General features: G+C 67.2%; 24 protein-coding genes and 1 riboswitch. Of the genes, 13 read left to right on the top strand and 11 right to left on the bottom strand.

Translation table 11 applies throughout. The features are described from left to right. Positions 1-37: 37 nt before the first annotated feature. Positions 38-1,060: a serine hydrolase gene (locus BLS42_RS06275; protein ID WP_090578176.1), complete on the bottom strand. Its 1,023-nt coding sequence runs from the start codon at positions 1,058-1,060 to the stop codon at positions 38-40. Positions 1,061-1,592: 532 nt separating this feature from the next. On the opposite strand from BLS42_RS06275, the gene BLS42_RS06280 reads away from it, so the two are divergent. Genes BLS42_RS06280 through BLS42_RS06295 form a run of 4 tightly spaced genes read left to right on the top strand, consistent with a single transcriptional unit; the run spans position 1,593 to position 4,660 of the window. Beyond that, complete coding sequence (locus BLS42_RS06280) at positions 1,593-2,240, top strand: phosphatase PAP2 family protein (RefSeq protein WP_256336297.1); 648 nt, start codon at positions 1,593-1,595, stop codon at positions 2,238-2,240. Positions 2,241-2,242: 2 nt separating this feature from the next. Further along, positions 2,243-2,980 (top strand): VTT domain-containing protein, encoded by a 738-nt coding sequence (locus BLS42_RS06285; protein WP_090578182.1) that lies wholly within the window; start codon positions 2,243-2,245, stop codon positions 2,978-2,980. Positions 2,981-2,985: 5 nt separating this feature from the next. Next, on the top strand, positions 2,986-3,663 hold the full coding sequence (locus tag BLS42_RS06290) for a response regulator transcription factor (RefSeq protein ID WP_090578185.1): 678 nt from the start codon (positions 2,986-2,988) through the stop codon (positions 3,661-3,663). Continuing rightward, positions 3,656-4,660 (top strand): sensor histidine kinase, encoded by a 1,005-nt coding sequence (locus tag BLS42_RS06295; RefSeq protein WP_090578188.1) that lies wholly within the window; start codon positions 3,656-3,658, stop codon positions 4,658-4,660. The genes BLS42_RS06290 and BLS42_RS06295 overlap by 8 nt, the downstream gene beginning before the upstream one ends. Before the next feature lie 157 nt (positions 4,661-4,817). On the opposite strand, the gene BLS42_RS20155 is transcribed toward BLS42_RS06295, so the two are convergent. Next, the gene (locus BLS42_RS20155) at positions 4,818-5,510 is read right to left on the bottom strand and encodes an NlpC/P60 family protein (protein ID WP_090578191.1); all 693 of its coding nucleotides are present in this window, start codon (positions 5,508-5,510) and stop codon (positions 4,818-4,820) included. A 4-nt stretch (positions 5,511-5,514) separates the two neighbouring features. After that, positions 5,515-5,718: riboswitch (cyclic di-AMP (ydaO/yuaA leader) on the bottom strand. Between the two features lie 171 nt (positions 5,719-5,889). Between BLS42_RS20155 and BLS42_RS06305 the strand changes: the two genes are divergently transcribed. Both BLS42_RS06305 and BLS42_RS06310 read left to right on the top strand, forming a co-directional pair. Further along, positions 5,890-6,168, top strand: a complete 279-nt coding sequence (locus tag BLS42_RS06305; RefSeq protein ID WP_090578193.1) for a hypothetical protein — start codon at positions 5,890-5,892, stop codon at positions 6,166-6,168. Further along, positions 6,165-7,379 carry a cation:proton antiporter gene (locus BLS42_RS06310; protein WP_090578195.1) on the top strand — a complete coding sequence of 405 codons (1,215 nt, stop codon included), beginning with the start codon at positions 6,165-6,167 and terminating at the stop codon, positions 7,377-7,379. Before BLS42_RS06305 ends, BLS42_RS06310 begins: the two co-directional genes overlap by 4 nt. A gap of 58 nt (positions 7,380-7,437) precedes the next feature. Here BLS42_RS06310 and BLS42_RS06315 read toward each other — a convergent pair whose 3' ends face one another. After that, the gene (locus BLS42_RS06315; protein WP_090578198.1) at positions 7,438-8,169 is read right to left on the bottom strand and encodes a DNA alkylation repair protein; all 732 of its coding nucleotides are present in this window, start codon (positions 8,167-8,169) and stop codon (positions 7,438-7,440) included. Between the two features lie 125 nt (positions 8,170-8,294). Between BLS42_RS06315 and BLS42_RS06320 the strand changes: the two genes are divergently transcribed. The 3 genes from BLS42_RS06320 (at position 8,295) to BLS42_RS20525 (ending at position 11,075) form a co-directional block, all read left to right on the top strand. Then, on the top strand, positions 8,295-8,909 hold the full coding sequence (locus BLS42_RS06320) for a hypothetical protein (protein WP_090578201.1): 615 nt from the start codon (positions 8,295-8,297) through the stop codon (positions 8,907-8,909). Between the two features lie 263 nt (positions 8,910-9,172). After that, a complete protein-coding gene (locus BLS42_RS06325; protein WP_256336298.1) occupies positions 9,173-9,928 on the top strand; it encodes an esterase/lipase family protein in 756 nt (251 codons plus the stop codon). Next, on the top strand, positions 9,921-11,075 hold the full coding sequence (locus BLS42_RS20525; RefSeq protein WP_256336299.1) for a glycoside hydrolase family 16 protein: 1,155 nt from the start codon (positions 9,921-9,923) through the stop codon (positions 11,073-11,075). The genes BLS42_RS06325 and BLS42_RS20525 overlap by 8 nt, the downstream gene beginning before the upstream one ends. 144 nt (positions 11,076-11,219) lie before the next feature. Here BLS42_RS20525 and BLS42_RS06340 read toward each other — a convergent pair whose 3' ends face one another. Further along, the gene (locus tag BLS42_RS06340) at positions 11,220-11,873 is read right to left on the bottom strand and encodes an aspartate/glutamate racemase family protein (protein WP_090578213.1); all 654 of its coding nucleotides are present in this window, start codon (positions 11,871-11,873) and stop codon (positions 11,220-11,222) included. 311 nt (positions 11,874-12,184) lie between these two features. On the opposite strand from BLS42_RS06340, the gene BLS42_RS06345 reads away from it, so the two are divergent. Then, entirely contained in the window at positions 12,185-12,505 is a 321-nt protein-coding gene (locus tag BLS42_RS06345) for a hypothetical protein (protein ID WP_090578216.1), read from the top strand. A 9-nt stretch (positions 12,506-12,514) separates the two neighbouring features. Here the strand turns inward: BLS42_RS06345 and BLS42_RS06350 are convergent, their stop codons facing one another. Together BLS42_RS06350 and BLS42_RS06355 are read right to left on the bottom strand one after the other, a co-directional pair. Beyond that, positions 12,515-13,294: a glycoside hydrolase family 16 protein gene (locus BLS42_RS06350; protein ID WP_090578219.1), complete on the bottom strand. Its 780-nt coding sequence runs from the start codon at positions 13,292-13,294 to the stop codon at positions 12,515-12,517. A gap of 42 nt (positions 13,295-13,336) precedes the next feature. Further along, positions 13,337-14,308, bottom strand: a complete 972-nt coding sequence (locus BLS42_RS06355; protein WP_090578222.1) for a dienelactone hydrolase family protein — start codon at positions 14,306-14,308, stop codon at positions 13,337-13,339. A 298-nt stretch (positions 14,309-14,606) separates the two neighbouring features. Here BLS42_RS06355 and BLS42_RS06360 point away from each other — a divergent pair, with 298 nt between their 5' ends. Then, positions 14,607-16,232: an HNH endonuclease gene (locus BLS42_RS06360; protein ID WP_090578225.1), complete on the top strand. Its 1,626-nt coding sequence runs from the start codon at positions 14,607-14,609 to the stop codon at positions 16,230-16,232. An 11-nt stretch (positions 16,233-16,243) separates the two neighbouring features. On the opposite strand, the gene BLS42_RS06365 is transcribed toward BLS42_RS06360, so the two are convergent. The 3 genes from BLS42_RS06365 to BLS42_RS06375 all read right to left on the bottom strand — a co-directional run bounded on the left by BLS42_RS06365 (position 16,244) and on the right by BLS42_RS06375 (position 21,329). Beyond that, on the bottom strand, positions 16,244-16,672 hold the full coding sequence (locus BLS42_RS06365) for a nuclear transport factor 2 family protein (RefSeq protein WP_090578230.1): 429 nt from the start codon (positions 16,670-16,672) through the stop codon (positions 16,244-16,246). Positions 16,673-16,913: 241 nt separating this feature from the next. After that, entirely contained in the window at positions 16,914-20,042 is a 3,129-nt protein-coding gene (locus tag BLS42_RS06370; protein ID WP_176803226.1) for an Ig-like domain-containing protein, read from the bottom strand. 468 nt (positions 20,043-20,510) lie between these two features. Further along, positions 20,511-21,329, bottom strand: coding sequence for a nuclease-related domain-containing protein (locus BLS42_RS06375; RefSeq protein WP_090578235.1), 819 nt, complete (start codon positions 21,327-21,329; stop codon positions 20,511-20,513). Positions 21,330-21,443: 114 nt separating this feature from the next. Between BLS42_RS06375 and BLS42_RS06380 the strand changes: the two genes are divergently transcribed. Then, the gene (locus BLS42_RS06380) at positions 21,444-22,139 is read left to right on the top strand and encodes a maleylpyruvate isomerase family mycothiol-dependent enzyme (RefSeq protein ID WP_090578237.1); all 696 of its coding nucleotides are present in this window, start codon (positions 21,444-21,446) and stop codon (positions 22,137-22,139) included. Between the two features lie 105 nt (positions 22,140-22,244). After that, positions 22,245-23,285, top strand: coding sequence for a Gfo/Idh/MocA family protein (locus BLS42_RS06385; protein ID WP_090578240.1), 1,041 nt, complete (start codon positions 22,245-22,247; stop codon positions 23,283-23,285). Between the two features lie 38 nt (positions 23,286-23,323). Here the strand turns inward: BLS42_RS06385 and BLS42_RS06390 are convergent, their stop codons facing one another. Both BLS42_RS06390 and BLS42_RS06395 read right to left on the bottom strand, forming a co-directional pair. Next, the gene (locus BLS42_RS06390; RefSeq protein WP_090578243.1) at positions 23,324-24,442 is read right to left on the bottom strand and encodes an aminotransferase class V-fold PLP-dependent enzyme; all 1,119 of its coding nucleotides are present in this window, start codon (positions 24,440-24,442) and stop codon (positions 23,324-23,326) included. A gap of 13 nt (positions 24,443-24,455) precedes the next feature. Next, positions 24,456-24,971: a mycothiol transferase gene (locus tag BLS42_RS06395; protein ID WP_090578246.1), complete on the bottom strand. Its 516-nt coding sequence runs from the start codon at positions 24,969-24,971 to the stop codon at positions 24,456-24,458. Between the last annotated feature and the right edge of the window lie 163 nt (positions 24,972-25,134).

A 25,134-nucleotide genomic window follows, 5' to 3' on the forward strand; every position in this document is an offset into this window, starting at 1 on the left:
CCCAACCACGGGCCGCATTGCACACCCGAAAAATTTGTCAGAACAAGGCGGAGGTCACGGTCCGGGTGAGCTGCTGAATAATCCGGGTCCGGGGACCCATGTCCGAGTAGTTCAGGCCGCGGGTGTATACGACGAACACGAATGCCCGACCGTCCTTGTTCAGGACGCTGGCATCATGCAGGTTTCCGAACAGCAGCCCGTACTTGTGGTGAATCCCTATCCCGGGCGGAACCCCGGGCGGGATCAGCGTCTCGAAGTTGGTGTTCTGCATGTAGGACAACAGCTGGGCGGTGTTGCGCGCATTGAGCAGCTGTCCCTTATAGAGCAACTGGAGAGTCCGGGCCATTTCTGCCGGGGTCAGCAGGTTCAGCGTGCGGTCGTACGTGATCCCGATCGAGGCGGCGTAGTCCGTCATGCCCCGCTGACCGACCGCCCGCAGGATCAGCGCCCACGAATCGTTGTTGCTTTGCTGGACCATCTGGCGGATCTGGGCCCCGGCCGTTGAGACTCCCATGGGGGCTGTCAGTGAGGCGCGTCCGGTCTCCACGAGGTGGTAATACGCGGACGCGGCGAGGATCTTGGCCGTACTGGCGGCGACAAACTTGTCCTGGGCTCCGTAGCCATGGACCACGCCGTCGGATAGATCGATCAACGACACCCCAAGGGCGTACTCGCTGTTGGCCTTGATGATGGCGTTGATCTGGCCGTCCAGTTTGGGGCCGATGCCCGGGACCGCGGCGGCGGCCGCGGTGGGGGCCTTCGTGGGCAGGCTGGATGCCGGAGGTGTCCGGCTGGCGTCGCTGACCGGCGCGGACGCGGCGGCGGTCCCTGGCGAGGTGGCACCAGCGGTCGCCGCAGCGGCCGGCGGGAGTGCCGGTGTCCCTGCCTGGACGCCTGCGTAGACGCCACCGGCGGCTACAAGGGCAAGTGCAACGCCTGCCGCAGTCAGATACTGCCGGGTCTTCCCGACACGCCTGACGAGGGACCGCGGCCCGGACTGGGACCCGACGCCTGCACGGTGCCCGCCGGAGCGGTAGTGGCGCGGCGTCGGCTCAGTCATCCGGACCGGCCCCGGCTTGTTGTTCGAAATCGTGCGCAGGCATCATCTTTCCCCCAGAAGGTGACTGACCGCGGGGGCCATAGACTCCCTGCATTCTTCCTGCTGACGGCTCCCCGCGCAAGGTCACGTCCTCGAGAAGACTCGGTCAGCGACGCAAAGCCGCGGCGTACTCTGGAGAAACGTGAGGAGCGGAGATGCGAAAAATCATCCTGACTGCGCTACGCCGCGTAGCCGGCGCTGCGGCAGTCCCCTGCGGCACTTCTTAAGCGTTTCTTAAACGCCTGGCGGGAGAGTGGGAGGTGGCGTCTCTCCGGGCGCCCCTAGTCCCGAACCGGAGGATCCCATGACTGGACCCGCCCCTGTTAGACGCGATGCAGTTAGACCCGATGCTGTTAGACGCGATGCAGCACCAGGCCCCGATGGAGCACAGCCTCGTCCCGGCGGCGTCCATCCTGCCGCCGTCCATCCTGCCGCGGCATCGCGGTTGTGGGCCCTCCCCCAGGTCCGGCACTGGTTATTGCTGGGCGTCCTGTTGTCCGCTGCCGTTGTGGCGGTGGGCCTGGCGGCGCAGCTGACGCCGGGCTATAGCGCCACCGAACTCGGGGTGGATCAGGATCTCAGCCAGCATCACATCGCCGCCCTGACCGCCGTCGCGATGGCCCTGAATGTCGTCTTTGGCCCGGTGGCAGGTCTCGCGCTTATCGGCGCCGCTGCCCTCTACATCTGGCTGGTCCGTGGCGGCCTGGTCAAGGCGGTCGCTTTCGGCCTCGTGGCAACTTCCGGCTGGGTGGCCAGTGAGTTCTTCAAGATCATCGTTGCCCGCCAGCGGCCCAACCCCGCGCTGCTGTTCGATCCTCTGGCCCCGGAAACCGGCTCCGACAGTTTCCCGAGCGGCCATGTGTCCTTTGCGGTGGCACTCGGCTTCTCGCTGTACTTCCTGGCCCGTGGAACCCGCTGGGCCAAGATCACCGCCTTCGGGGCGGCGGCGCTGGCACTCGTCGTGGGCTGGTCGCGGCTGTATATCGGCGTCCATTACCCCACCGATGTCGCGGCTTCGTTCCTGGCCGCGACCGCCGCGGTGGTCCTGCTTACGGGACTCTGGAACGTGGTCGCGCCCCGGATTGCCGACCGGCTTCGTGCCCCGTCCGCCGTCCGGTCGCTGGACCCTGAGAGGAAATGAGAATGCACGCTTTGGACGTTTATTCCTTACTTCCGGCCGCCCAGGCCGCCGGCACACCCTCGCTGCTGGACCCGGCAAGCCTGCTCGCCGGGCTCGGTCCGGCCGCGTTGGGCGTCATCGCGCTCATGGTTTTCGTCGAATCGGGCGTGCTCTTTCCCTTCCTGCCCGGGGATTCGCTGCTGTTCACAGCAGGCCTTTTGCACCAACAGCTGCAACTGACGCTGCCGGTGCTGATCGGCGTCGTCACCGCGGCTGCCGTCGCCGGGGACCAGGTCGGCTACATGCTCGGACGGAAATTTGGCCGGCGCTGGTTCAAGGACGATGCCCGGGTCCTGAAAACAGCGCACCTGAGCACCACGGAGGACTTCTTCCGCCGCCACGGCGGGGCCGCCGTCGTGCTGGCCCGCTTCGTCCCCATGGTCAGGACGTTCGCTCCGCTTACCGCTGGGATCGCGCGCTATGACTACAAGTCCTTCGCCCTCTGGAATATCATCGGCGCGGCGGCGTGGGCCGTCTCAGTCACAATGCTTGGCACCTGGTTGGGACACTTTGACATCGTCGCCAAGAATATTGACGTCATCGCCGTCGCCATGGTCCTCATTTCGGTCGTGCCGTGGGTGGTGCAGCTCCTCACGCGCCGGCGCAACACCCGCGGCGCAGCCGCAGTCGCAGCGGCCGGCGACACGGCCGCGGGAACCGAGGCCGGACTGCGGACTGAGGAAATGGCCACGGGAGAATAGCTGACATGACTACCGCTGACCGCCCGTCCCTGCTGCTCGTCGAGGACGACGCCGCCTTGGGACCGCTCATCGCCGAGCTCCTGGACCCGGACTACCGGGTCGAGTTGGTCACAAACGGCCGTGATGGCCTCCACCACGGCCTGACCGGGGGCTGGGACGTCATGGTGATCGACCGCGGGCTGCCTGTGATGGACGGCATCGCCCTCATCGCGGCTTTGCGGTCGAAAGGCATTGCCACGCCCATCCTGATTCTGACTGCGCTGGGCGATGCCGACGAAAAAGTCAGGGGCCTGGACGCCGGCGCCAACGATTACGTGACCAAGCCGTTCGACGCCGGCGAGCTGGCAGCACGCCTGCGCGCACTGACGCGCACCTTCCCTTCTCCGACCCCGGCACCGGTGACGATCGGGGACTGGGAACTGGATCCGACGCAGCGCTCGGTCCGGTCCGTCTACGGGCACACGGTGTCGCTGACCGCGAAAGAGGGCCAACTGCTCGCAGCGCTGGCCGCGGAACCCGACCGCGTCTTCACCCGGGACGAGCTTCTCGCGGCGTACTTCCACGCCTCGGACCAGCCCGGCGTGATTGATACCTATGTTCATCACCTGCGCCGGAAGATCTCCAAGGCCGTCATCCGCACGGTGCACGGCCTCGGGTACCAGATTGGCGATGCTCATGAGTAACGGCGGGACTGCCGGAAATCCGGACCACTCCATCCTGCGCAAGGCCTCGCTCAAGGTCGCGCTGCGGATCAGCGCCGCGTGCGCGGTCATGGTGCTCGGGCTGCTCGCCGCCACGGCGCTATACCTCGTGAATCAACTCGCCCATCCCGAAGTGCCTTCATCGGCGGTGGCCGGCGCAGCCTACGCGTACTTGGACTTCAAAGATGTCCTCGAAGCCATGGTCATCGCCGGGGTGGCGGGAATCTTGCTGGCCGGCATCGTCGGGTGGCTCAGCGCGCGCAGCGCCATCCGCCCCCTCGGTGATGCCCTGGCCAGGCAGCGGCGCTTCGTCCAGGACGCGAGCCACGAATTGCGCACGCCCTTGACCATCCTGGACACCAGGATCCAGCTTGCCCAACGCAACACCGTGCCCGGCTCCAGACAAAGCCAAGACCTCGCCCGGATCCGGGAGGACGCAGCAACGCTGACCGGGATTGTCAACGAACTGCTTCTCGCGGCAACGGCGGAAGCCCCGGACCGCTCCGCGCCGCCTGCCGACCTTGCCGATGCCGCCGCCAGCGTCGCCGGGAGCCTGCAGCTGGTCGCTGACCAGCGTAAGGTGCGCCTGGAATTCGTGGCCGACACCCGGCCGCTGGCCCGGATCGAGAAGAATGCACTGCGCCGTGCCGTGCTGGCCCTGGCGGATAACGCCCTCGCCCACACGCCTCCAGGCGGCCGCGTGAGCATCACAACCTCGATCGAGCAGAACCGCGCCGTCATTACGGTGGCGGACACGGGTGCCGGAATCACCGGCGTCGACCAGGCCAGGATCTTTGACCGCTTCGTGCGGACCGCCAGCACCGGAAGTGCACAGGGACAGCGGAGCTTTGGCATCGGCCTGGCTTTGGTCCGGGAGATCGCCGTCGCTGCCGGCGGCACCGTCGAAGTGGCCGCGACCGGTGCCGAGGGAACGGTCATGAAGTTGACGCTTCCGCTGGCCGGGCGCGGGAATCCCTGAGGATACTCGTCCCGGAAAAGACCGGTCACCGGGATCCCGGACGCAGGAAGGCCGGACACCCGGATGCGGACACCGAAAGACCGGCGATCGATTGCCCCCAAGGGAAATCGATCGCCGGTCTCTCCGGACTGTCCGGCCCCGGAAGAGGCCGTGCGGCTTAGGCGCGGACGAAGGTCACGCCGCCGGTCGCCGTGAGCCAGGACAGCGGGTGGACCATCGTCTGGTTGGAGCCGTTCATCCCGCCACTGACCACCTGGCCGTTGCCGGCATAGATGCCAACGTGACCGGACTGGACCACCATGTCGCCAGGCTTCGGGGCCGCCACGACTGTTCCGAGGCCAAGGAATGCCCGGGGACCAATGTCACCAACCGGCTTGCCCGCGGCGCCAAGGGCCTTTTCCACCATGGCAGTGCAGTCCTGGGTGATGCCCAACTGGCTGTACGCGGCCGAGAGCATGATGGCGTTGCGTCCGCCAGCGGGCGCCGCGGCCGGCGCTGCTGCCGGAGCGGCCTGGACCTGCACGGTTGCCTTGGGTGCTACGGCTACCTTGGGTGCTGCTGCAGGCGCTGCGGCCGGCGCTGCTGCGGGAGCCGGGGCCGCGGCAACGGGCTTTTCGATCACTGGCGCCGCGACGGTAGCTACCGCGGGGCGCTCATAGCTGATCTTGACACTTGTTGCGGCGCTGACGGGAGCGCTGACCAGTCCCTTGACGTCCACGTTGGACGCCGGAGCGGAGTCGCGCTGCGCAGGTGCTGCGGCTGCGTTGGCTGCCATTCCGCTGGTGAGGACCAGGCCGGATGCGGCGGCGAGGACGGCGGCATGGCGCGCAAAAGTATTGATTGAAGACATGAATGTAGCCTCTCCCAATGCCTGCGAGGTGAGCTGTCGGATTCGGATGGGAGTCACCCGGCCGCACTCCAGGGCCCGTCGTTGCGGGCACCGTGCGGCTTCACCCCAAGACCTGCGTAATCAGCAGGCCAAAAGTGGTTTCCCCGTCTCTGCCGGTCGTTGATGCGAGTTACCCCCGGGCCGCGGCAGAGTTAGGCAATCGGCTGGGGAGCGCCCGTATCGGAGACAACAGGCACTTATCCACCGTAACGCGAACCGCACGCGAATGTCACATTCAGGTAACGGCGGCCACAGTGCGGTCCGGAAATTGCCCATGGGGCGGCGCCATATCCGAACGTAGGATGATGCCATCAGCATCACGCCGAAGTGGAGACCCGAAATGAACAGCCACTGTGTCGCCATCTGCCAGTTGAGCAATCAGCCCCAGGAGGACTTCGACGTAAACACCGAGCTGCTGGTCCTGGACGGCGGGGACGTCCACGTAACCACGTGGGACGCGGAACCGCGCGACGGAGGCTTCGACGAGCACGTCCTCAACGATCGGGTGGACGCGCTCGGGTACATGGTTGTCAATGACTGGGCGTTCCTGGACGGGAAGGCCTACGCGGTGGTGGAGCGGCGGTCTGGCCCGGTGCCGGCCCGCCGCGGCGAGCCGTGACGTTTCTGTCCCTGGCGCTGATCGCCGTCGTCGCCCTGGCCGGCCCCCTGCTGGCGCTCCCGGCGCGCTGGCGGTTGCCGGTGGTGCTGGGCGAACTGCTGGCCGGCATCGCGATCGGACGCTCAGGCCTGGCCCTGGTGGACCCTTCGGACCCGACGTTTAGCCTGTTGGCCAACATCGGGTTCGCGCTGATGATGTTTGTGGCCGGAACCCACGTTCCGGTGAGGGATCCGCAGATCCGCTCCGCTCTCGGCAATGGCTCCCGCCGGGCTATTGCGGCCGCAGCGGCGGCGGTGGCCGTCGGAACCGGCATTGGCCTGCTCTTCGGGACTGGACATGCTCCCCTCTACGCAGTGCTGCTGGCGTCCTCGTCGGCCGCCCTGGTCCTTCCGATCATCGATTCGCTGCGCCTCGGCGGACCCGATGTCGTCGCCATGACGGCACAGGTGGCCATCGCCGACATCGCCTGCATTGTGGCGTTGCCGCTCCTCGTGGATCCGCCCCACGCAGGCCGCGCGGCGCTGGGCGTGCTCACGGTGACGGGCTGCGCGGTGGTGCTCTATTTCGTCTTGCGCTGGCTGGACCGCAGGGGAACCAGCGGGCGCATGCACCGGCTCTCGGAAAGCCGCAAGTTTGCCCTGGAGCTCAGGATCCAGCTGGCCATCCTCTTCGCCCTCGCCGCAGTCGCGACGTGGAGCAATGTGTCCGTGATGATGGCAGGCTTTTCCTTCGGCCTGGTGGTGGCTGCCGTCGGCGAACCGCGGCGGCTGGCCCGGCAACTGTTCGCCCTCAGCGACGGTTTCCTTGGTCCGGTGTTCTTCGTCTGGCTGGGTGCATCACTGACGCTCAAGGATCTGGCCGGGCACCCGGACATGATTGCCCTCGGCGTGGCCCTGGGAGTAGGGGCCCTGCTGACGCACGCCGGCCTGGCGTTCCTGGGTCTCCCGCTGCCCCTCGGGGTGCTGTCGGCGGCCCAACTTGGCGTGCCGGTGGCGGCGGCGAGCATCGGCACGCAGCTTCAGGTCCTGCTTCCTGGCGAGGCCGCGGCCCTCCTGGTGGGCGCACTGGTCACCATAGCCGCGAGCGCCGTCGCCGGGTCACGGGCGGCGAGGACTTTCGCGCTGCCCGCAAATGCTGGCGGCAGGTCCGGCGATGCCGGCAGCGCCGTCGGACAGGGCGATCCGGGCGGTCCGGGAGATCCGAAAGTGTGAAAGGCGGAAGTCCGAACGAGGGCCGGGCCGGCGGAGCCTGCTCGGATGGTTCGGTTCGTCACTCACCAACGGATGTGAATTGCAGCTCAGGCCTCCTCTTTGCCATCTCGGCCACGACCCGGGAAACCGCGTCCCGAACGTCAGCGCCGTCAGCGGCGTCGTCGTCGTCGAGCGGCCCCCGAGGCCCGCCGAGCACCGCATTGGCGTGCCGGACAAATCTGTCCCAGTCCCCCGCGCCCGCGCGCAGCGCCAGCAGTGGCGAGAGCAGCGCAGCCCGGCGCAGCCAGGCATCAGGCTCTTGCATCCACCGGTCCAGCACGCTGTCAGCCCGCACCCTGGCGAGAACGTCGAGCCCACCCACCAAAGGTCCGACGACGTCGACGGCGAGCGGATCCACGAGGTCCCGGACCTTCGCGTCCCGGATGAAGCCCTCCAGCCGGGTGAGGTCGGAGTTGGTCAGCAGCTTTACATTGGCCTGCAGCAGGACCACCGCGGCCAACCGGCGCTCGAAAACCGGCGCCGTCCGCAGTTCGGAGCCCCGCGGTTCGGAACCCCACAGTTCGGAACCCCACAGTTCGGAACTCAGCGCGGTGACCTCATCGTGGGACAGTCCCGGATAGCGGCGGCCGGCATCACGGACGGTCCCGCGTACGGCACCCACGGATGTGCCGTAGAACCGGAGGCCCCTGCCTCCTGGCGCCAATTCCAGCCGCGACCGCAGCTCGTCCGCACGGCGCCAAGAACCTTCCCGCTGCAGCGAGAGGTCGATAAAGTCGCCGGCATCACTCACACGTCCATTCTTTCCCCTCGCGGCTGGCGGTGGAAACGCGGTGCCGATCCGTCCTGAGCGGCCAGCGTGGCCCATCTGCCTAGACTGATATGGCAAGTCTCCGATCGAAAGCGGTTCACGTAACCATGCATACCAAGCTGACACTCGCCGTCGCACTTTCCGCCCTGACGCTGGGGGTGGCAGGGTGCGCCGCCCCTGCGCCGTCTACAGCGCCGTCTACTGCACCGTCTACTGAGTCTCCCGCCGCGTCCTCGGCGGACGCCGATTTTGCCCTGGACATCGCGGGGGCGCCCGGCCGGATCGCCCAGGCCGGTCTCACGGTGCTGGCCGCGGAGGGCAACGTGGACCACTATCACGCGCATCTGGACGTGCTGAAGGACGGCAAGCCCGTCGCGGTGCCGGCCGATATCGGCATCACGGCCGGACCGGACCACCGCGCCAACGGCATCTCAGCGCTGCACACCCACGACACCACAGGCGTGGTCCACATCGAGTCCCCCACCGCGGGCCAGGTCTTCACCCTCGGGCAGCTCCTGACGGAATGGGGTGTCCTCGGCGGCAGCGGCGCGCCAGGCACCGGGACAGGTCCGCTGGACGGCTGGACCCTTTACGTGAACGGCCACAAGTACGACGCCGGGATCCGGAACCTCCCATTGAAGGCGCACGATGAGATCGTCCTGTCCTACGGCGCCGCCCCGGCAAAAATCGCTGCCGCCTACGATTTCCCGCCCGGAGAATGAGCCGACCGGAGGCGACCGCGGGCGGCAGGCCCATCAAGCCCCAAGACTGCACAATTTTGCAGAAGCAGAGCGTTCAACCCCGGCTGGGAGGACTCTCGCGATAAAGGTCTGCACAAACGTGCATGGTGACGAGATCGGCGGAGCGTCTTTCCTAGGCTGAAGTGATAGAAGTGAGCCGGATCACAGCGTTGGAGCTGATCCCCTACCTCACTTCCAATCACACAGACCGTCACAGATGACGCGTCCAACCGAAGAGGTAATCCGTGCCCTACCCCAGAACGCCCGCAGCACTCGCAACCTTGGCATCCGCCACCCTGGCATTGCTTGGCGCATCCCTGATGGACGTGCCGGCAGCCCAGGCCGATACCGTTGACGTCTCTCCACCCGGCGCGAATGACTGGTCTTGCAAGCCCTCGGCAGCCCACCCCTACCCGGTAATCCTGGTGCCGGGAACATTCGAGAACATGGCGAAGAACTGGGCGACTCTGTCGCCGGCGCTGAAGAGCCAAGGCTACTGCGTTTACGCGCTGAACTACGGTGCGACCAACGGCGTTGACGCCACGGGCCCGGTGGCTGACTCAGCCCGTCAGCTTGCCCCGTTTGTCGATAAAGTGCTGGCCTCGACGGGTTCCAGGAAAGTTGATCTCGTGGGCCACAGCCAGGGCGGCATGATGCCGCGTTACTACCTCGGGTTCCTTGGCGGCGCGAACAAGGTGAATCACCTCGTGGGCATTGCGCCGTCCAACCACGGCACCCGCGGGCTGATCGCCCCCTCACCGGACAGCGTTCCGCCGGCGACCTCCGTGGGAGGGTCCAATTGCCAAGCCTGCGCCGACCAGCAGGCCGGTTCACCATTCCTCGCCAAGCTCAACTCCATTGGCGATACGGTTTCTGGTCCTGCATACACTGTGATCTCCACGACGCACGACGAGGTGGTGACGCCCTACCCCAGCCAGTTCCTCGCCGGCGCTGCCCGGCAGGTCACGAACATCACCATCCCGGAGGGGTCCGTTGTTTAAGCAAACACCGTTCAAAAAAGCACAATTCACGCCAGCAGGGTTCAAGCCAACACAGCTTCACAAAGTAGCGATTGCGCTGAGCCTGGGCGCACTGTCCCTGACCGGGTGCAGCGTCGCTCCCACAGCCGGTACCGCAGCCCCATCCCCGGCAACTCAGGCCTCACAACCTGCCGCGGACTCCACGGCATCGGCGGCCACCAAGGCCTCGCGTCCTGCCGCGGCTTCCACGTCGTCGGCGGCCAAGGCAACTAAGTCGGCGGCGCCGTCTGCCCCCAAGCCCGTCGGCGGGACCACCGCTGCAACGGCGGAACCCGGAGTCGAAGCGGCAGCGACGGCCGCCGTCGCACCCGCCGGCGCACCGGCAGCCGCGCCGATCACTGCGGCTGCGGCCGGCGGCGCACACGCGGCAGCCGCTGCGGGTTCGACGTCGGTGGCACCGGGAGCGGCGCCGGCCGCCGCGCCCGTTGCGGCCCAGGCCGCCGTCGCCGCGACCGGCAGCGATTCGCAAGCCGCCATTGCCCGGGGCTGGGGTGGGGTTGTTGCTGGCGACGAGTTCTCCAACACCGGCGCCCCTGACGCCACCAAGTGGAGCGTCTTTAAGGGGACCGGACATGCCGGTAAGGGCGTGCGGAGCCCGCAGGCGTGGTCGGTCGCCAGTGGCGTGGCCACGGTCAGCGGCAACTCGGCCGGCACCACGGGCGGCATGTCCGCCAAATTTGCGCAGCAGAAATACGGCAAATGGGAGACGCGCATGCGGACCAGCGCCCGGGACCCGAAGTACCACCCCGTGCTGATCCTGTGGCCCAATAACAACACCTCTCCCAACTGCGCCGAGATTGACTACGCCGAGGGCACCACCAACACCAGCCAGATCAAGTTCTTCCTGCACTACGCCTGCGGCGGCTCGAACTTCCAGACCACGGCGGCCAAGACGATCGACACCACCCAGTGGCACAACTACGCAGTGGAATGGACTCCGGCAGGCGTCACCGGATACATCGACGGCGTGAAGACCTTCTCCGACACGAACCCCGCGCACCTGCCCTCCGTGGGCATGCATCAGACGTTGCAGCTGGACTGGTTCCCTGACGGATCAGCCACCAAGCCTTCACAGATGCAGGTCGACTGGGTCCGCGTCTACAAGTAGGACCGGCTCAGGTAAGCCAGCCCCGCGCCCTCAGGGGTGCGGGGCTGTCTTGTCGTCGGCCGGCATCCGGGGGTACGGGTGCGGGGCTGGCTTGTCGTCGGCCGGCATCCGAGGGTACGGGTGCGCCGCCACCGGCGGCGGGACTCAAACTTCTTGAAGTTCCCGGGCGACCACCGCTGAGACGAGCATGGAGCCGGCTGCCGTCACGGCGTCGACGACGGGAACCCCGAGCCGGCGGCGGAGTACGTCTGCCATGCCGATGCTGCTCAGGCCCGCGCTGGCCTGGACGATCACGTCGGCGCCGGCGTCAACCAGCATGTGGGCCGCGGCGAGGGCGTCGAAGATTCCGGCAGGCATGAGGAACGCGTCGGGCGTTTCGACGCGCCCCTCCCCGTCAATGAGCAGCATGCGTTCCCCCAGTGCGTCCGAGATCGGGCCCGGTACGTGGGCGCCGAGTCCCAGGACGCCAATTCGTCCGCCAAAGGTCAGTGCGGCGGCCGCGGCTGCGGAGCCCGCCCCGATGACCGGGATGTCCACGGCTGCCCGGGTGGCGGCCAGCCCGGGGTCGGACGCGCAGCTGATAATCAGGGCGTCTGCGTCCCCTGCCATTTCCCGGGCCAGCTGAACTACTTTGGGTGCCGCAGAATCGAGCGACGCCTGGTTATAGACGCCGGACGGCTGGTCCGGAATACAGCGGGAGGTGACGGTAAATCCGAATGCTTCCTGCAGGAGTTTCCCGTGGGCGTGGAGCAGGCGTCGGTCCGACGTCGTCATCACCCGGATCAGTCCAACACGCATGACGCACTACCTTTCGAACGGAATCCTTGGTGCGAGGCTACTCCGCGAGTATTTCCGTGTGTTTACGGGGAGGTGACCAACACAAGCGCCGCCAGCATCTATGGCGCGACGCCGTCGGGGGTATTCACCTCGACACCGTAACTTGCGCAGCACCTTGGCAAAAACTTCGCTTCCGTTATGTCTGCGGGCCCGGCAGCGTTATATGGTTTGTCACGGTGGGCCGCCTTTGGGTCCGGGTCCCCGACCCGGGATGGGGGGAAGGCGGCAGACCGGTTCCGGGCTCAGCCGGAACGATGAACAAAGGAATAGCCATGTCGGTGGAGACGTCGTCCACTCCAGGACGCCCCGAAGAACAGGTTCCCTATGACCTGGAATCCGGTGCGAAACAAGCCGCATCTGCCGATGGAATCCGACATCAGGCCGCCAGAATCATCGACGCTGTCCTCGCCGACGACGCGCCCGAGCACGCCCGCGCCCAGGAGCTGCTTCGCCAGCAGATTGCCGCGCATCCCGGATCCCCGGAACGTGCCCTGATGGAACACCTCGCGGCGTTGAAGGCTTTGGGCGGGCCCTATGACGGGACCTCGGACGCTGGCGGCCCGGTCCAGCCAGACTTTGCCTCGGGCGAGTAAGCGCAACGCTCACCTGTAGACGCGGATCCAGTCGACCTGCATCTGGCTGGGTTTGGTGCGGGTCCCGTTGGGAAACCAGTCAAGCTGCACCGTTTGATGCATCCCCACGGTTGGCTGATGCGCCGGGTTCATGTCCCTAAACCACAACGCCCCATCGAGGTATCCGGTGATCCCGACGGGGGTCCACTCCACTGCATAGTTGTGCCACTTCGTCGTGTCGATCCGCCGTGCCGCCCGGCTCTGGAAGCTTGATCCGCTGCAGGCGTAGTGCAGGAAGAACGCAATGCGGGTGGTGTCCGAAGTTCCCTCCGCGTAATCAACCTCGGCGCAGGTGGGCGATTTGTTGCGGTTTGGCCACAGGAGCAGCACGGGGTGGTACTTCGGGTCCCGGGCGCTGGCCCGCATGCGCGTCTCCCATTTGCCGTATTTCTGCTGCGCAAATTTGGCGGACATGCCGCCCGTGGTGCCGGCCGCGTTGCCGCTGACGGTCACGACGCCGCCGCCTACAGCAAACGCATTCGGACTTCGGATCCCCTTGCCCGCATGCCCCCGCCCCTTGTACAGCTTCCATTTCGCCGGGTTAGGAGGTCCTCTGTAGTTGAACTCATCCCCTGCCACCACCCGTCCCCAACCACGGACGACGGCGGCTTGGGTCCCGACGGTCACGGTGGAGTCGGCAGCCACGCCGGTCACGGCCGCCGGCCCGTCCATGGCGCGTGCGGTGCCACACCCGGCAAGGGCCAACACTCCTGCCGCGGTCAAGGCAGCAGCCGTGCGCTTTGCAAACATCGCCTCCATCCGATCCGCACGTGTCCCGCGCGAGCACGCCCCTCACACATACTTGCCGAACCAGGCCAGGGTGTCGTTCCAGGCGGCGGTGGCCTGATCCTGGTTGTAGCGCGGCCCCGTGTCGTTGTGGAAGGCGTGGTCCACGCCGGGATAGATCTTGAGCTCGTGCCGTACCTCGGTCTTGTCCAAGGCATCCCGGAGTGCCGGCATGGCGCCGGTGATCCGCTGGTCGAGTTCGGCGTAGACGCCAAAGACGGCCGCCTTGATGGCCGTGACCTTGTCAAGGTCAGGTGCGGGTCCATAAAACGCTGAGGTCGCTTTCAGCCCCGCGATCGCCGTCGCCGCCTGCCACGTGATGCCGCCGCCGAAACAGAAACCGTTCATGGCAATCCGCCCCTGGTCAACGAAGTCCTGGGCGTTCAGATAGTCGAAGCCGGCGGCGAAGTCGGAGACGTGACGATGGGCCCCGGCCTGGGTCAGCGCGCCTGGGACAGCGTCTGGGTCCATCCCCGCGGTACCGCCTTCCCGGCTCAGCAGGTCCAGGGCCAGTGCCGCGTACCCGGCTTTGGCGAAGCGGCGTGCCACATCCTGGATATGCGGGGTCAGCCCGCGGTTCTCGTGGCAGATCAGCACGGCCGGCCCTGCGGCCCCGTGTTCCGGGCGGGCGAGATAGCCACTGATATCGGTGCCGCCCGCGGCGAACTGCACGGTCGCCGTCGTGAGTCCGGCTGCCCCCTCCGGGACGGACAACGGGCTCTTGGCCCCCGGTACCGCGCCCGCCGACGCGGTGCCCGTCCCCGGCGAGGACGATCCCGGCGTCGGCATAGGGTCCGTGCTGCGGGGAAGCTCGTCGGGGGTGCAGCCAACCAGCAGCATCGCTGCCGAGGCCGCAGTCATGCTGCCCATGATGAACGCCACCCGGCGCGTGAACGTGCGCTGGCTCATGGCGCCGGAGCGATAATCGTCGAAGAACTCCTCAATCAGATACTTCTCAAATTTGCCAAGCTGGCTCATGACGGGCCTCTTCCAGTCTGCCGACAATCCTCCTCCGAGCTCAGATTTCAGGCAAGGTCTTGCAGGCAGACCCGCCCGGCGGCACCGCGACAACCTCCCAAACCACGACGACGTCCTGACGCTGCGCTGGCTCGCTAGCCCGCTGGCGGCAGCGTGCAAACCGTCGGTTGGTCCGCACCTTGCCGAACCAGACTCGGCGTCTTTCTGGACGCGGCGAGCGACCTCGATTCAGCTACCTCCGTCCTTGTCGTCCGACCAGCCGACCTATTTTGTCGTAGGTCGCAGGGAGACTTGATTCATGGACGGCAATCAGGGGCCCGAAATGGTTCCGGCAGGACACCGCGAGGCTGGCCTCACGCGTGCCGGCCGCGGTGCGGCCACCGGCCACGGCACCGCGGAGACGGCCGTCACGGACGCCGCGGGCCTGCTGGCCGCCGTCCCCCCGGCAACGGACAGTGCCGGGATCATTGACCGGATCCGGGAACTGGAAGACCGGAAATCCGCTCTGGCCGCGGAGCAGGCCCGCCTCACCGTTACCTTCGACCTGCTCCAGCGCCACGAGCAGCGTGCCGCAGGGGTCCCGGCCGAGAAGCTCGGCGCCGGGATCGGCGCGCAGATCGCCCTGGCCCGGCGCGAATCCCCGGCCAAGGGCGGCCGGCTCCTGGGCCTGGCCAAGGCGCTCGTGACCGAAATGCCGCACACCCTCGCCGCCCTGCAGACCGGACAGCTGAACGAATGGCGCGCCACCCTGCTCGTGCGCGAAACCGCCTGCCTGACCGCCGCGGACCGGTGCGCGGTCGATGAGGAACTCGCCGCCGACACCGGGACGTTCGCCGGAGTGGGTGACCGGCGCCTGGTGGCCGCCGCCCGGGCCGCCGCGTACCGGAGGGACCCGCGCACCGTCACGGAACGTGCCGCGCACGCCGCCAGCGAGCGGCACGTCAGCCTCCGCCCGGCCCCGGACACCATGTGCTACCTCACCGCGCTGCTCCCGATGAGCGCCGGCGTGGGCGTCTACACCGCGCTGAGCCGGCACGCCGACACCCTCCGCAACACCGGAGACCCCCGCTCCCGGGGCCAGGTCATGGCGGACACCCTGGTCGAACGCAGCACCGGCACCCCGGACGGGATCACCGGGGTCGAAATCCAGCTCATCATGACCGACCGCACGCTCTTCCAGGCCGACTCCGAACCCGCCCGGCTCCCCGGCTACGGCACGGTCCCCGCCGGCTGGGGCCGCGCCCTCATCAACAGGGCAAAGGCCAAAGACGGCACTTTCGGCGTTGGTTCGCCCGGACAAAGTGGTTCACAGGAACCCGGCGAGTCAACCGGCGGTCCCCCGAAACCCGGCAGTCCGCCAACACCCGGCGGCGCTGCAGGAAGCGCCGACCACTCTGCATTCGGCGTGTTTCTCCGCCGGCTCTACACCCACCCGGGCACCGGTGAGCTCATCGGCATGGATTCCCGCGCCCGGATCTTCCCGCCCGGGCACCGCCGCTTCATCCAGACCCGGGACGACACCTGCCGCACCCCCTACTGCGACGCTCCGATCCGGCACCTGGACCACATCATCCCCTGGCACCACGGAGGAGAAACCATCCAGGCCAACGGCGCCGGACTCTGCGAAGCCTGCAACCACACCAAAGAAACCCCCGGCTGGAGCGCCCGCCCCGCACCCGCAGAACAGTCAGGCCTTGCTCCCGCAACTGACCCCGCCTCCGGCAGCGGCGACAGGCACACCATCGCCCTCACCACCCCCACCGGCCACACCTACCACTCCACAGCACCACCCCTGCCCGGAACGCCGCATCGCCAATCAGCCACGGACCAAACGGGCTCCCAGCCCGGCTCCCGCCAACGGCGCCAGCTCCGGCACAAGGCCAAAACGCTTCGACGCGCGCGCAGCCTTCCTCCAGCTGCCTGAGGCCAGCCAACTCAGTCCGCGGGGCCTGTGGGCTGGTCCGGCCGACGGCCCGTCAGCGTCTGGACTGCCTCTGTGATGCCCACGTCCTCTCGTTCAAACTCTTCCATGTAGAGCCTTCCGCCCGTTATGAGGCCGTCCTCGATCTCGAAGATCGTCACACCGCGCATGTCGAAGGGCTGCTCGTCAATGCGGGTGCCTACCCACGTCCATTCGCTCCACGTGGCGTTACCGTCATCCACGGAGCGGAGCAATTCTGCGTGAAAATCGGGAATGCCAGCGAATATCGCCGCCCAGTTCGCGTGCATCTGCGCACGTCCCACAAATGCCCTGGCCGGGTGGACCGGTTGCACGCTGTTGTACGACTTATGGAACAACGCGGCGGCCGCCTCGAGGTCGTGGGCATTGAAAGCAGCAAGCAGGCGTTGGATAACTTGGCTCATCGGATTACTCCTCGGCGCAGCGGGGCTTGTGCGCGGTCTTATCCACCGGCGCGTTTGCGGACCGCACGGCGGCCTGCAATCGGCCCGCCATCATCAATCTACGCCGCCGCCCTCGCGCGGTTCCAGACAGCGCGGTTCCAGACAGCGCAGTTCGAGACAGCGCAGCTCCAGACCGTGCCCTTCAAACCAATTAGGTCCGGCCGGACTGGTCTGGGAGCTCCGGAACTGACGCCGGGAAGCCCTATCCAATAACCTTCCGGGTGGTCGAGTTCCAGGTCAGGCGGCCGCGCTGAAAGTCCGATGCCCGGCCGCCGGCAACCGAGTACTCGTCCCTGGTCGGATAACCCAGCCGTCCACTTTCCCTGCCCAGTGCCGACCACCTGCCACGGATGGCGCCGAGGACAAAATGCGCCCCGGTCTTCGCCGTCCAGTAGATTGACGAGCCGCTCGAGCCCGCGAAGTGGTTGTAGCGTCCCAATCCGTCGGGGGTGCGGGTCTCGTCCTGCGTCGGATAGCCCAGCGGCCCCCGTTCCCGGTTCAGTGCCGACCACTTGGAGCGGATCGTCCCCAGCACATAATGGGCTCCGGTCTTGGGCGACCAGTAGATCGAGGCCCCGCCCGAGCCGGCGAAGTGGCCATATCGCCCCACAGTGTCAGGGGTGGTCAGCTGGTCAGTGGTGGGGAACCCAAGGACGCCGGCAGCGCCGCCCGCTGCCTTGTAGCGGGCGTAGATGGCACCTGCGACCCAGTGGGCCCCAGTCGCCCTGGACCAGCAGATCACACCCTTGGTGTAGTCCTGGCACTTGCCTGCCGCCACGGGGTACTCCAGGGTGAGCGACCTGCCCAGCACCGATCTCGGATCCCCGGCCCCGGTCTGGTAGGCCTTGAGGCCGATGGGGTCGTCGACGCCGTTACCGGTGAGCATCACTTTCAGGGCACCCTGGCCGTCGTCCGCGGTGAGAAGGTAGTAGGTGTCCGCGGTTCCGGCCTGCCCCGCTGCTGTCGGTTTGAATGTCACGGTCTGATATGCGGATTCACCCGGCGGGATCACCAGTCCTTCGGAGATCGGTGCGGTGGTTGAGAAGAACCCCAGCGGCGCCTTCGCCTTGGTGATCGTCATGGGGATGTTTCCGGTGTTCGTTATCGTGAAGTCCCGGGTGGCCGACGCCCCGATGGGTACATCGCCAAAGTCCAGCGCCGTCGGCAGTTGCAGGTGCGCCGCTCCTGAGACGGCCGTCGCCGTCACCGGAACCGCCAGCGACCCGCGGTCGCTCGTGACGAGCAGTTGGTCGGCGACCGGAGTCACAGTCGTCGGGCTGAAGGTGATGGACACCGGAACCGACGTAAGGGGCTGGATTTGTTGTCCCACGGCCGGCACCGTTTCCGGGTCGACTTTCAGTGCCGGGTCGGCGGGCAGGGTGACGGCCGTGACCGTGGCGACACTCGTGCCGGTGTTGACGACGTTGACCGTCTGGCGGCTGCTGGTCTGGGTGGGCACGCTGGTGAATGCGACCGTGGCCGGAGTCGCCCCCAGGCCGTCCTTCGTGCCAACGCCATGGACCCCCAGGAGGTCCGTTTCACCGTCGGACGTTTGGACGGTCAGCGCGCCGTCAGCTTGTCCCGGAACCGTCGGCGAGAAGGTCACCGGGATGCTCATGCTCTCGCCTTTGGCCAGGGTCCGGGGAAGGGCGAGGGGTTCAATCCCAAACGGCGCGGGTGCCGTGACGGTGCTGACCGTCACGGCACGCGTCGCCGTGACCGTCAGGGTGCCTTTCCCTGTGGTGCCCACCTCGGCCGTGCCCAGGTCAGTGTTTGTCGCCCCGACGGCGGAGGTTGTCGGTGCGCCGAAGGCAAGTACTTGTCCGTCCCGCGTTCCCACATAGACGCGGCCGTTGTCAGTGGCCGCTGTGGAGAACTTGGCGGCCGTACCCAGCGGGGCGCTGAACACCTGCTGCAACTTCCCTGTGGCGTCCGGGAGGGCCCGGTAGGCGCGCAGTTCCGCGCCGGCCCCGGTGGGTCCAGTGACGTAGACAACCCAGACCAGCGCCGAGGACGCGTCCGTACCGTTGGAGGTCACCGTGGGCGCCCCCGAGGTATACCCGAAGGTGCCGACGGACGTCCCGACGGCGGCGAGCTGAACGCCGCCTGCGTTGGTGGGAACGAGCTTGTGCGCGCGGAGGTATCCCTTGTTCTCGACGGTGTAGACGTAACCGCCGCTGCTGGTCCCCAGGAACGCTGGACGTCCCCAGACGCCGCTGTACGGACCGGCTTCGTCGAGGACGGCGTCGGTGCCGCCGGCCCCCTGGCCCATGCCGCCCAGGTTGTCCCGGTCCAGCAGGTAGACGCGCCCATCCTTGCCGACCTGGACCAAGAGGTGCGGGTGGGCCACGGTTCCATAGCCGTCCGGGATGGCGATCGGGGCGCCGGAACCGAGATCGGCGTCGTTCTGGTCCAACTTGGCGTTGTTGGCGGGACTGAAGAAATCAGTGGGCTTAAGGTTGCCGTCGGTTCCGACCGTGAGCCGGACCACTGACTCGGCGAGGGTCGCGGGAGGGGTTTTCCCCGGGCCGGCCTTCGGGGAAATGCCGTTGCCGGTGGCAAACAGGATTTGGCCGGTGCCGTCGGAGACCAGTCCGCCGCCGGATTGCCAGATCCCGCCCTCCGCACTGCTGTTCCCGGACTCGGTGGCCCACATCGTTGTCTGCCGGCCGGCGGTGGATACGCCGACAACGTAGCCGACAAAGGGCGCCCAGTCGCAGTGGCTGGCGAAACCGGCATAGACAACGCCGTCCATGAGGAGCAGCCCGGGCCGCTGCATCGCGGTCATGGCGTTGAAGGGACGCGTCGGGTCGTTGGTCGGTGCGCCGTTGATAAGGACCGGGAATCCGGCCCGTTCGGCTCCTGTTACCCGGTCCAGGGAGTGCATGTACCAGTGCGGGAGCTGCGGCGTCGCTCCGTCGTTCGTCTTCGCCAGCAGGAAGACGCTGTTGGTCGCGGCGTCGAAGACCGGAGTGGACGTGACTCCGATGTTGGGCGCGAGGTCACCGCAGCTTACGGTCGCTGCCGGCCAGGCCGGCCCGAGGTTGCGCTGCCACCTCACGGCTCCCGTGCCGCCATCCAGGCCGTACACGTTGTTGTTCTCGGTCGCGGCGATGACGGTGCCGCCCACCACCAGCGGCTGGGCGTAGACCTGCCCGTCCACGGGCGCGGAGAACAGTTTGCCGAAATTCGAGGAGGCCACCGACGACGGCGAAAGCCCGGGCTCGTCCTTGTCCCAGCCCGACCGCAGTGAGTCGTGGGCGATGGTCCCCACGTCCGCGACGGCGGCCACCCCGAGTGTCAGCCCAGCAAGTGCGAGCGATGCTGACAACAGGGACGCCCAGACGCCTCGCAGACGGCCATGAAAATGGCCGGACGACACCCAAAGCTCTGCTTGATCATGCATGGCTGAGACCCGATTCTGACCACTACTTTGACTTTCTTAACCCAGTACTCTGGAGCCTAGAAGCGGGGCCCGAGGAGCGCGCGAGTGGTTGCTACTCGACTTCTTGGGGGCGATTCCCCTTTTCTCCCGATCGCTACTTGCCCGCTGCTTGGCCGAACGCAATGGCCTACTTGCTTTGCCGGAAACGCGACAGAGACGCGCCTCGTTCTGGCGCCGCAACGCATCATTTTCAGGCGACAGGTCAGCGGCCGCACGTGGCCGGGGCATGGGGAATTGCCAGGGTGATCGGTCTGTTCCCACACGGGATCAGGCGGGCGTGCGGGAACGTCTCAGCGTCCCCGGGCCCGAGCATTTTCGCGACGGCGGCGCGCGCCTCTCGCTGGCGGGTCTCCCCTACCGGTTCATCAATGCGCTCAGGATTGCCGCCAGCGGACCTGCCGTGGCCAACGCCAAAAAGCCGACGGCGGGAACACCAAGCACCCACGCCGCCCGGCGCCGTCGTGCCTGATCAACCAACCGCCGGAGGGCGGCGAAGTTCGTTTTGAGCTCATCCGGTTTGCCTGGCAACGCGGGTTTCGTGTGCCAGGTCCGGGCATTCACGGCAGCGGCAGCGACGCGTTGGACCTGTTCCGCGTCCAGCACATCTTTGCGCCGCTGCAGAAAGCCCAGGAGCTGCCGATCGCTCAGCACCATTACCTGGCGCGGATTCTCCTTAATCGTCAGCCGCCGGGGTTCCACGATCACCACGACCGCCGTGACGTCGACGGCGGCACCCACTGCCGTGCTGAGCAATTTCGAGGCCCGGGCGGCCTCACGCGCGGAGTTGTAGAGATGGCGGAGTTTCTTTCCCGACACCATCAGGGTTTGCCCTGCCACCCAGATTGATTGACCCGCATGGTTCTTCGTGTTGAGGGTAAAGACGCCGGCAGGACCGACCAGCACATGATCGATATCCGCCCAGCCAGAGCCCACTGGGACGGCATGCAGAACCAGCCATTCGGGCCCGAGCCCTGCCAGAACCCGGCCCACGGCGATCTCGCCCAGCGCACCCCTGTACCAGGGCCAGCTGGCGTCGCTCAACGGACTGGCACCGAACATCCGCCTGAGACGCGAACGGGGCGGGACGAGCGCCTGGACAGCCAGCAGCTCCTCGATCACGGACTGGGCGGCAAACCGCTCGGTCAGCGGCGCCGTAGCCGGGTATCCGCTCATTGCCGCGACTGTCGTGGGGGACGCATGCGTGGCAGTTTAGACGCACAAGCCCGGCCCGCGCGGCTCGGATGTCGGCGCGCCGGAATCTTTGCCGCGTCGCGTTAGGCTCAACTCATGTCGCCCGATCGATACCTGGCCGAGTTGGCCGACTCCCTGGACCATCTCGGCATGCTCGCCCGGCAGCCGGAGGACAGGCTTGCCCGTGCCGTTCCGGCATGCCCTGGCTGGACGCTTGAGCAACTATTCGGACACCTCGGTTCAATCGAGCGGTGGGCCGCCACAGTGGTTCGTGCGGGCACCTTCGTCAAGGAACCGGTACCGCCGGCCGAGGGCGCCGCGGCCTGGTTCCTCGAGGGCACGGCACCCTTCTTCGAGGCGATGACGGCGCTTGACCCCTCGAAACCGTGTTGGGACTTCGGCCCGCCGCCGCACAAGGCCAGGTTCTGGCTTCGGCGCCAGGCCCACGAACACGCCATCCACCTCATCGACGCCTGCCAGGCGCTTGGCATGGAGATCCCCGCGCTGGAGGTCGACTTCATGCTCGACGGTGTAGACGAGGTCCTGGCGATGTTCGCGCCGCGCCAGCTGCGATTGGAGCGAATGCCGCACCCGGACAAGGCCGTGACCTTCCAGGTGCCCGGGGCCGCCGGCTGGACACTGGGCCCAGGTTCGGCCGTGGCGTCGATTTCCGCCCCATTGTCCGCGATGTATCTGGGCTTGTGGGGCCGATCCAGCCTGGAAGATGACGCCCTCATTGAAGGTGATGCCACCGTTGCCCTGCGCGTGCTTCGGGGCCCGCTCACACCGTGAGTCCCGGATTTCGGGCTTAGGATACGAACACGTCCTGGGAAGTTGCCGCCGCAACAAGAGTCGCCCGATGCTTTCGTGACCACCCGCCCGAAGGGAACCCAACGCATGCCAGAGAACGCCACAACCGGTACCGCAGATCTCGCCACGCCCGTTCCGAGGTGGGGAATTCTCGGCACAGGGTTCATCGCCGGGCTGCAAACGCCGGACCTGATCGACAACGGCTCGTTGGTCCAGGCTGTGGGCTCCCGGAACCTGGCATCGGCGAGGGAGTTCGCGACTCGGTTTCAGATCCCTTCGGCCCATGGAAGCTACGAGGACCTCGTGGCTGACCCGGACGTGGATATTGTCTACATTTCGACGCCGCACCCGTTCCACCATGAAAATGCGCTGTTGGCCCTGGACGCCGGCAAACACGTGTTGGTTGAAAAGCCGTTCGCCATGAACGCCTGGCAGGCCCGGGAGATTGTGGAGCTCGCCGAGTCGAAGGGACTGATCGCCCTTGAGGCCATGTGGACCCGGTATCTTCCGCACATGGTCCGTATCCGTGAGCTGATCCGATCCGGCGCGCTGGGCGACGTCCGGACAGTAATCGCGGACCACAACCAGAATCTGCCCAAGGATCCGCTGCACCGCCTCAACGACCCGGCGCTGGGCGGCGGAGCGCTCCTGGACCTCGGCATCTACCCCGTGTCCTTCGCTTTCGACGTCTTCGGAGCGCCGGTCAGTATCCGGGCAGCGGCCAGCATGACTGAAACCGGTGTTGACCGGCAGACCGCCATGATTTTCGAGTACGGGGACGGGCAGCAGGCCGTGCTGCACTGCGCGCTGGACACGGCAGGACCAAACCAGGCCTCGATCATCGGAACTGAAGGGCGAATCGAGATCCCGTCGGTCTGGTACACGCCGTCGGCCTTCATCAGGTACGACGGCGACGGTAACGTCGTCGAGCGCTTCGATGAGCCCGTCACCGGCCGCGGAATGCAATACCAGGCTCGGGAAATGGAGCGGCTCATTGCGGCGCACGCCACCGCCAACGACATCCTGCCGCCCCGGCAGAGCGTTCAGGTCATGGCGGCTTTGGACGAAGTCAGGCGCCAGATCGGCCTCGCCTACAGCAGCGACGACAAGGAAGACAGGCGCGCCTAAAGCGACCCAGGGCCACGAGAGGCGCTGCCCGCCGCCGCTTAGCCCCGTCCGATCAACGCGGCCACGAGATCGAGCTCTTCTTCCACATTGTAGAAATGTACGGCCAGCCGGATCCTGCCCTCGCGGACCGACGCCACCACATTGGCCTTGCGGAACCGCGCCATGACCGCTTCGGCATCGTTCACCGGCACGGAGACGATGGTTGAGCGGTGCTGCTCGGTGAAAGGCCGGAAGGCGGATCCCTCCGCGGCCAGGGCTTCCTGCAGGCGAAGGGCGAGCCGGGCATTACGATCGAGCAAGGCGGTGATCCCGAACCCGCGGAAGATGCCGAGCGCCGCCTGCTCGGCCAGGGCGGGAAACCACGCCAACGAGGCATCGAGCTTCGAGGCCGTGGGTGACAGGTCCATCGCGGGGCCATAGAAGCTCTCGGCCGGGTTGCGGGCGGCCTTCCAGCCCGGACCGATGGGCTGGAGACGGTCAAGCAGCCCGCGGCGAACATAGAGGTAGCCCATGCCCCTGGACCCGAGCAGGAACTTGTGGCTCGCGGCGGCCAGGAAGTCCACGCCGTCCCGCACCACGTCCAGCGGCACCGCGCCGGCTGCCTGGCAGGCGTCGACGAAGAACCAGGCGCCGGAGCGGGCAGCGACCCGACTGAGCGCGGCCAGGTCTGCCCGGTACCCGTTGGCCGAATGAACGGCGCTCACGGCGATCAGGCGCGTGCCGCCGTCGGCCGCCTGTCCAAACGCCTCGGCTGTCATGCCGTCGACACCCGGTGCCACGGCGCGGACATCATAGCCGCGCTCCCGGAGCAGGAGCCAGGGATAGTAGTTCGAGGCGAATTCGTTCTCGGCGACGACGACGTTCTCGCCGTGCTTCGCGGGTGGCAGGTTGGCGGCCACTATCCCGGCCGCCGAGCTCACTGCCGGAACTATGGCGATCTCCCCGGCCGTGGCGCCGACGATCTCCGCGAACATTGCGCGGGCGTCCTCCCCCGCCCGCTCGGCTTCCATCCAGTCGAACCGGCCCGCAGACCAGCGCTCGGCCGCCAGGTCGTACGCCTCCCGGGCCGGTGCGGAGCCGACGTTCATGGTGGCGGTGTTGAGATAGATGGTGTCCTTGAGCCCGGGGAAGAGCTGGCGGATGTCGGCGACGTCCATGGCTGGGACCGCCCTAACCGTGCCCGTGCGCGGGGTTCAGGCCCTTCGCGTAGGCCGCCTGCCCTACGTGCTGGAGGCAATCCGCAATCGTGCTGACCAGCCGTACCCCGAGCGTGACGGGCGGGTCCCAGCGGGTATCTACGATGCGGTCGAAGTCGGCGTCGCCGAGGGTCTTCAGAAATTCCACGGTCTGCCGGTGGACAGCGTCGTAGTATTCGAGCAACAGCTCCGGCGGTGCCTGCAACGCGTCGACCTGGCCGCTCGTATGGCCGTAGCCGGTGTCCCGCTTGGAAAGCGGCAGGCCGAAGCGGGCCGCAAACCCCTGCGAGGTCCAGACCTGGTCCAGGCCTGCGGCGGAGGCCAGTTGCGCGTCCTCGACCCTGCTCAGGTGCCAGATGAGCCAGGCCATGGAGTTCCCGTTGCCGGCGGGCCGTCGGAGCAGGGTGGCATCGTCGACCCCTGCCAGGGCGGCGGCCACCGTCTCACGGATCCGGCCGAAGGCGTCCAGCAGGAGTTCATTGGATTTCATCGAGTCCCCTCGCTGTGCATGATCGGTGAGGCCCATGCTTGCATGGAGGCCGCACCGGCGGATAGGGCCGAGCGTTTCGGCCTCCACGGGGCACGCGAAAGCACAGCCGGCGGCATGCCCCGTCGAGCACAGTCCGCGAGGTCTTGGCGGCGCGACCCCTCGC

Origin of the sequence: Arthrobacter sp. ov407, from assembly GCF_900102895.1 — a bacterium.
Classification (GTDB): domain Bacteria; phylum Actinomycetota; class Actinomycetes; order Actinomycetales; family Micrococcaceae; genus Arthrobacter.